The organism is Ilumatobacter sp. (assembly GCF_030065885.1).
GTDB lineage: Bacteria > Actinomycetota > Acidimicrobiia > Acidimicrobiales > Ilumatobacteraceae > Ilumatobacter.
Window position 1 is genome coordinate 1 of record NZ_JASJCS010000184.1, and the last position, 5,394, is coordinate 5,394.

Annotated in this window: 6 protein-coding genes; 5 read left to right on the plus strand and 1 reads right to left on the minus strand. The window is 71.7% G+C overall.

All coding sequences use genetic code 11. From position 1 onward, the window contains the following. Positions 1-33 precede the first annotated feature (33 nt). The 3 genes from QNJ12_RS23135 to QNJ12_RS23145 all read left to right on the plus strand — a co-directional run bounded on the left by QNJ12_RS23135 (position 34) and on the right by QNJ12_RS23145 (position 2,431). Positions 34-1,008 carry a 2-oxoglutarate and iron-dependent oxygenase domain-containing protein gene (locus tag QNJ12_RS23135; RefSeq protein ID WP_300626390.1) on the plus strand — a complete coding sequence of 325 codons (975 nt, stop codon included), beginning with the start codon at positions 34-36 and terminating at the stop codon, positions 1,006-1,008. After that, the gene (gene trmB / locus QNJ12_RS23140; RefSeq protein ID WP_300626392.1) at positions 1,005-1,664 is read left to right on the plus strand and encodes a tRNA (guanosine(46)-N7)-methyltransferase TrmB; all 660 of its coding nucleotides are present in this window, start codon (positions 1,005-1,007) and stop codon (positions 1,662-1,664) included. The genes QNJ12_RS23135 and trmB overlap by 4 nt, the downstream gene beginning before the upstream one ends. Positions 1,665-1,804: 140 nt before the next feature. Continuing rightward, on the plus strand, positions 1,805-2,431 hold the full coding sequence (locus QNJ12_RS23145) for a TetR/AcrR family transcriptional regulator (RefSeq protein ID WP_300626393.1): 627 nt from the start codon (positions 1,805-1,807) through the stop codon (positions 2,429-2,431). Between the two features lie 21 nt (positions 2,432-2,452). On the opposite strand, the gene QNJ12_RS23150 is transcribed toward QNJ12_RS23145, so the two are convergent. Next, positions 2,453-3,595, minus strand: a complete 1,143-nt coding sequence (locus QNJ12_RS23150) for a nitronate monooxygenase (protein ID WP_300626394.1) — start codon at positions 3,593-3,595, stop codon at positions 2,453-2,455. Between the two features lie 131 nt (positions 3,596-3,726). Between QNJ12_RS23150 and QNJ12_RS23155 the strand changes: the two genes are divergently transcribed. Both QNJ12_RS23155 and QNJ12_RS23160 read left to right on the plus strand, forming a co-directional pair. Then, on the plus strand, positions 3,727-4,890 hold the full coding sequence (locus QNJ12_RS23155; RefSeq protein ID WP_300626395.1) for a CaiB/BaiF CoA-transferase family protein: 1,164 nt from the start codon (positions 3,727-3,729) through the stop codon (positions 4,888-4,890). Positions 4,891-4,936: 46 nt separating this feature from the next. Next, the coding region (locus QNJ12_RS23160) for an aminotransferase class I/II-fold pyridoxal phosphate-dependent enzyme (protein ID WP_300626397.1) at positions 4,937-5,394 on the plus strand (458 nt) is incomplete at its 3' end.

Here is a 5,394-nt window from a genome sequence, read left to right on the forward strand (position 1 = left end):
TACCCGGCACCCGAGCACGAGTACAGCGAGTAGGTGGGGTTCGTCCCCGTCGTCGATCTGACCGGCGACGACGACGCCGTCGCGCGTGCGATCGATGCCGCCTGCCGCGAGGTCGGCTTCTTCCAGATCGTCGGCCACGGCCTCGACCCGGCCGTCGAGGCGGCGGTCTGGGACGCGGCCGGGGCCTTCTTCGAGCTCCCCCCGGCGGACAGGCTGGCCGTTGCCATCCCGGACGGCGATGCCTACGGCTATGGCCCGTTCCTCGCCGAGCGCCTCGCCGCCAGCCTCGGCGACGACACGCCACCGGACCTGAAGGAGACGTTCTCGGTCGGGCCGTTCACGGCGATGCCCGCCGGACTCGACGACCCGGCAGCGGCGTTCGTGTACTCACCCAACCGCTGGCCGGCCGCGCTACCGGGCATGGCAGTGACGTTCGAGGCCTACTACCGGTCGATGGCGGACCTCGTCGAGCGCGTGATGTCGCTGATGGCGGTCGGGCTCGGTCTGCCGCCGGATCACTTCGACCGGTTCATCGACCGGCACACGTCCGCCATCCGGGCGCTGCACTACCCGGACATCCGAACCGTCGACGGTGCCGTCGAAGCCGGCCAGCTCCGCGCCGGGGCCCATTCGGACTACGGGACGCTGACGCTGCTGCGCCAGGACGACGCGCCCGGCGGCCTGCAGGTCCGCGACGTCGCGGGCCGCTGGCACGACGTGCCGGCCATCGACGGCGCGTACGTCGTCAACGTCGGCGACGCGCTCGAGCGATGGACCAACGACCGGTGGCGCAGCACGCTGCACCGCGTGGTGGTGCCCCACGACGACGCGACCGGTGACACGAGTCGCCGTTCGATGGCGTTCTTCCACAACGCCAACTGGGACGCCACCATCGAGTGCCTCCCGACGTGCCTCGCGGCCGGCGAGACCCCGCGACACGAACCGATCACGGCCGGGCGCCACCTGATGGAGAAGTTCCTGAGCACGCAGCCACCGTCGTCGACGTGAGCGCCCGCCCGCCGATCCGCACCTTCAAGCCGCGCCGGCGGCCGCTCAGCGATGCGCGCGCGGCGTTGCTCGAGCGCCTGGCGCCCGCGTGGTGCCTTCCCGAGACGGGGGCGCCCTTCGACCCGACGGTCACGTTCGGGCGGTCGGCGCCGCTGGTGCTCGACATCGGCATCGGCTTCGGCGACACGCTGACGACGATCGCCGGCGAACGCCGCGACTGGGACCTGATCGGTGCCGACGTCCACACACCGGGGATCGCTTCGACGCTCGCCCGCATCGAGGCGATGGAGCTGACCAACGTCCGGCTGGTGCACGGCGACGCGCTGGTCTTCGTCGAGCGGCTGGCGCCCGCCTCGCTGGACGGCATCTGGGTCTTCTTCCCCGACCCCTGGCCCAAGGCTCGCCATCGACACCGCCGCATCGCTTCCGAGTCGAACATCGAGACGTTCGTCGCGCTGCTCCGTCCCGGCGGCTCGCTGCACGTCGCGACCGACATCGACGACTACGCCGCCCAGGTCGAGCGGGTCTGTGGCTCACATCCCGCGCTCGACGGGGGAGTGGTGCCGCGGCCCGGCTGGCGCCCTCGCACCCGCTACGAACGCAAGGGCATGACGGCGGGCCGACGTGCGATCGACCTGATCTACCGGCGCGCGTGAACCGGCCTCAGGTGGGGGGGAGCGCCGGCGTCCGCACGTGATTCTGTTCGCCGCGCCGGGCGAGCCGTGGCGACTCGATCCGTCGAGCGTCGCCTTCGGGGCGAGCGCGCGGAAACCCGGGCTGCGGTACCGTTGCCGCCATGTCGGTACCCGAGGCAGTGGCGGCGAGTCGGCGACCGCGGCCGCTCCTCTCGCAGCGCGCCGAACAGCAGCTGGGGGCACGCCATCGCGAGGTGCTCGACCAGCTCGAGTCGCTGTTCCTGCGCGAGGGCTTCTCGGGCTTCAGCGTCCGCGAGCTCGCGGCCCACGTCGGCTGCTCGCGCCGCACGCTGTACGAGCTGGCACCGTCGAAGGACGAGCTCGTGCTCATCGTGTTCGATCGCTTCCTGCACCGCGTCGGGCGTGCGGCGCTCGAGTCGATCGACGGCGACCGGCCCTTCGCCGACCAGATCCGCGCGTACTTCCTGGGTGGGATCGAGCTGCAGCGGATCGGTCAGGTGTTCGGCGAGGACCTCACGGACGAACCGGCCGCGCGGCGCCTGTTCGACCGCCACTACGGCTACGTCATGGCCGTCGTCGAGCAGCTCGTGCGCGGTGGCATCGCGGCGGGCGAGTTCCGCCCGGTCACGCCGGCGGTCGTCGCCGGGGTGCTCGCCGGCAGCGCCCAGTTCTTCAACCAGCCCGACGTGCAGACCGATCACGGGCTCGACCTCGAGCGGGCGGTCGACGAGTTGCTCGACCTGGTCGTCCGTGCGGTCGAGGTCTAGTGGTCGGTCCCGGGCGTCCGCTCAGCCCCGCATCTGAGCGTTCAGCCGTTCGACCGATTCGATGAACTCCTCGATCATCTCGTAGACGACGCGGGTGGCCGACTTGGACTCGTTCATCGTCCCCACGATCTGCCCGACGTAGTAGTTGGCGAGCTGCTCGGCACCCGAGCCCTCGCGGTGTGCCGCGCGATCGATGCGACGGATCGCCTCGTCGACGAGGATCGGCTGGAGCGGCATCCCCAGCGGATCGGGGGTGTCGTCGCGCTCCCACTCCTCGGTCCACGCCGTCTTCAGCTGGCGGGCGTGCTTGCCCGTGCGCGAGCGAGAGCGGATCGTGTCGCTCGAACGGGCCTCGAGGAACTTCTGCTTGACGACGGGGTGCGTCTCGGCCTCCTCGGTGGTCAGCCACACCGATCCGCACCACACGCCTGCCGCGCCCAGCGCCATCGCCGCCGCCATCTGCCGACCGCGGCCGATGCCGCCTGCGCCGAGCACGGGGGTGTCACCGCATGCGTCGACGATCTCGGGGATCAGCACCATCGTGCCGATCTCGCCCGTGTGCCCGCCCGCTTCGGAGCCCTGGGCGATGATGACGTCGACGCCGGCGTTGATGTGACGCTCGGCGTGCTGCGCCGCGCCGGCGAGGGCGCCGACCAGGCGTCCTTCTTCCTTGACCCGCTCGATCATGTGCGCCGGGGGAGGGCCGAGCGCGTTGACGACGATGGCCGCCTGCCGGGCGAGCACGATCTCGAGCTGTGGGTCGGCCCGATCGGCCGAGAACGGTGCCGCTGCGTCGGCGCCGCCGACGAGGCCGCCGCCGCCGTCGTCGTCCGGGAGCTCGGGCACGTCGTAGCGGGTGAGGATGTCGTCGACGAAGCGCCGATGCTCGTCGGGGATCATCGCGACGAGGTCGCCGAGCTGCATGCCGCCCTGATCGGACCCTGCGTACTTGGCCGGCACGATGAGGTCGACGCCGTACGGCAGGCCGTCGAGCTCGTCCTCGATCCAGTCGATGTCGATCTCGAGTTGCCGGTCGCTGTGGCCGGCCGCGCCGAGCACGCCGAGCCCGCCCGCCTTCGACACTGCGACGACGACGTCTCGGCAGTGGGTGAACGCCAGGATCGGCACGTCGATGCCGAACATCTCGGTGATCGCTGTCTTCACGAGTGAATCCCCCTCGGTCGCGACACCAACGGTACTCGGCGGCCCCGATCGGTACCCCGCCGGAAGCCGCTCCGCGCGTCCCTCCTCCCGAGGGTCGGCCGCCGGCCACCCGGTGCCGTATCGTCGCCACGGTGCACCGACCCCTCGACGGCATCCGGGTCATCGACATGACCTCGGTCGTGATGGGCCCCTTCGCGTCGCAGATCCTGGCCGACCAGGGAGCCGACGTGATCGTGGTCGAGGATCGCCGGGGCGACACCAACCGGGCGATGGGTCCGGGCGCCCACGAGGAGCTGTCGGGCGTGTCGATGAACCTGATGCGCAACAAGCGCAGCGTGGGCCTCGACGTGAAGCTGCCGGCCGGCCGCGCCGCGCTCGGCCGGTTGATCGCCACGGCCGACGTGTTCCTGACCAACCTGCGGCCGGCGTCGCGGGCTCGAGCCTCGATCACCTACCAGGATCTGCGCCGCCACCGGAGCGACCTGATCTACTGCGCCGCCGCGGGGTACCCCGTCGACTCCGACCTCGCCGACGCCCCGGCCTACGACGACGTGATCCAGTCGGCGTCGGGCATCCCCGATCTGTTCGAGCGCGTCGAGCTGCCGCCGGTGCTCGTCCCGACGCTCATCGCCGACAAGACGGTCGGCCTGGTGATGGCCCAGGCGGTCACCGGCGCGCTGTTCGAGCGGGAACGCACCGGCGAGGGCCAGGAGATCGTGCTCGCGATGAACGAGGTGATGCGCTCGTACCTGCTCGTCGAGCACGGCGCCGGCGGGATTCCCGAGCCCCGGCTCGACCGACCCGGCTACCCGCGGATCCTCACCGCGGAACGCCGCCCGCAACGAACCGCCGACGGTTTGATCGGCGTGCTGCCGTACGACCGGCACCACTACGAAGCGATCTTCCGGTGGGGCGGCCGCGACGACCTGCTGGGCGACCCACGGATCGAGTCGCGCCACTCCCGCATCCGGCACGGCGACTCGCTGTACCGCGAGGTGGCGGCGATCCTGCGCCAGCGAACCACGGCCGAGTGGCTGCCCCTGCTGACCGAGGCGGGCATCCCGGCGACCGCGGTCGGGTCGATCGACCACCTCGTCGACGAGCTCCCGATGGACGAGCATCCCCACGCCGGTCGCTACCGGGTGACGCCCCCGATCGTCGGCGGGGATGCCGTGATCGATCGCCCGGCACCGCTCCATGGCGAGCACGGCCGCGAGGTCCTGGCGGAGCTCGGCTACTCCGACGCCGAGCTCGACGGCCTCGAGGCCGACGGCGTGCTGTTCGAAGGGTTGTGACGATCGGCCGTCACCTGCGGGTGGGCGGTTGGCTACCGTCGACCGCGTGAACGACAGCACGATCGGCCGGCCGCGACGCGTGGTCGCGGACCTGCCCTCCTACCGGCCCGGCAAGGGCGCCAAGCAGGCCGAGGACGAGCACGGCATCACCGACGCCATCAAGTTGGCCTCGAACGAGAACCCGGCGGCGCCGCTCGACCCGATCCTCGACGCCATCGCTGCCGCGGCGCGCGGCGTCAACCGGTACGCCGACCACCGTGCGACGCCGGTGCGGGAGGCGCTCGCCGCCAAGCTCGGCGTCGACGTCGCCCAGGTCACCGTCGGCAGCGGCTCGTCGGGCATCCTCCAGCAGCTCTTCTTCGGCTTCGTCGACCCGGGCGACGAGGTCGTCTTCCCCTGGCGTTCGTTCGAGGTGTACCCCGTCTTCACCCAGCTGATGGCGGGCCGAGCGGTCCAAGTCCCGCTGGCGGCCGACCTCGGCGCCGACGTCGGCGCGCTCGTCGC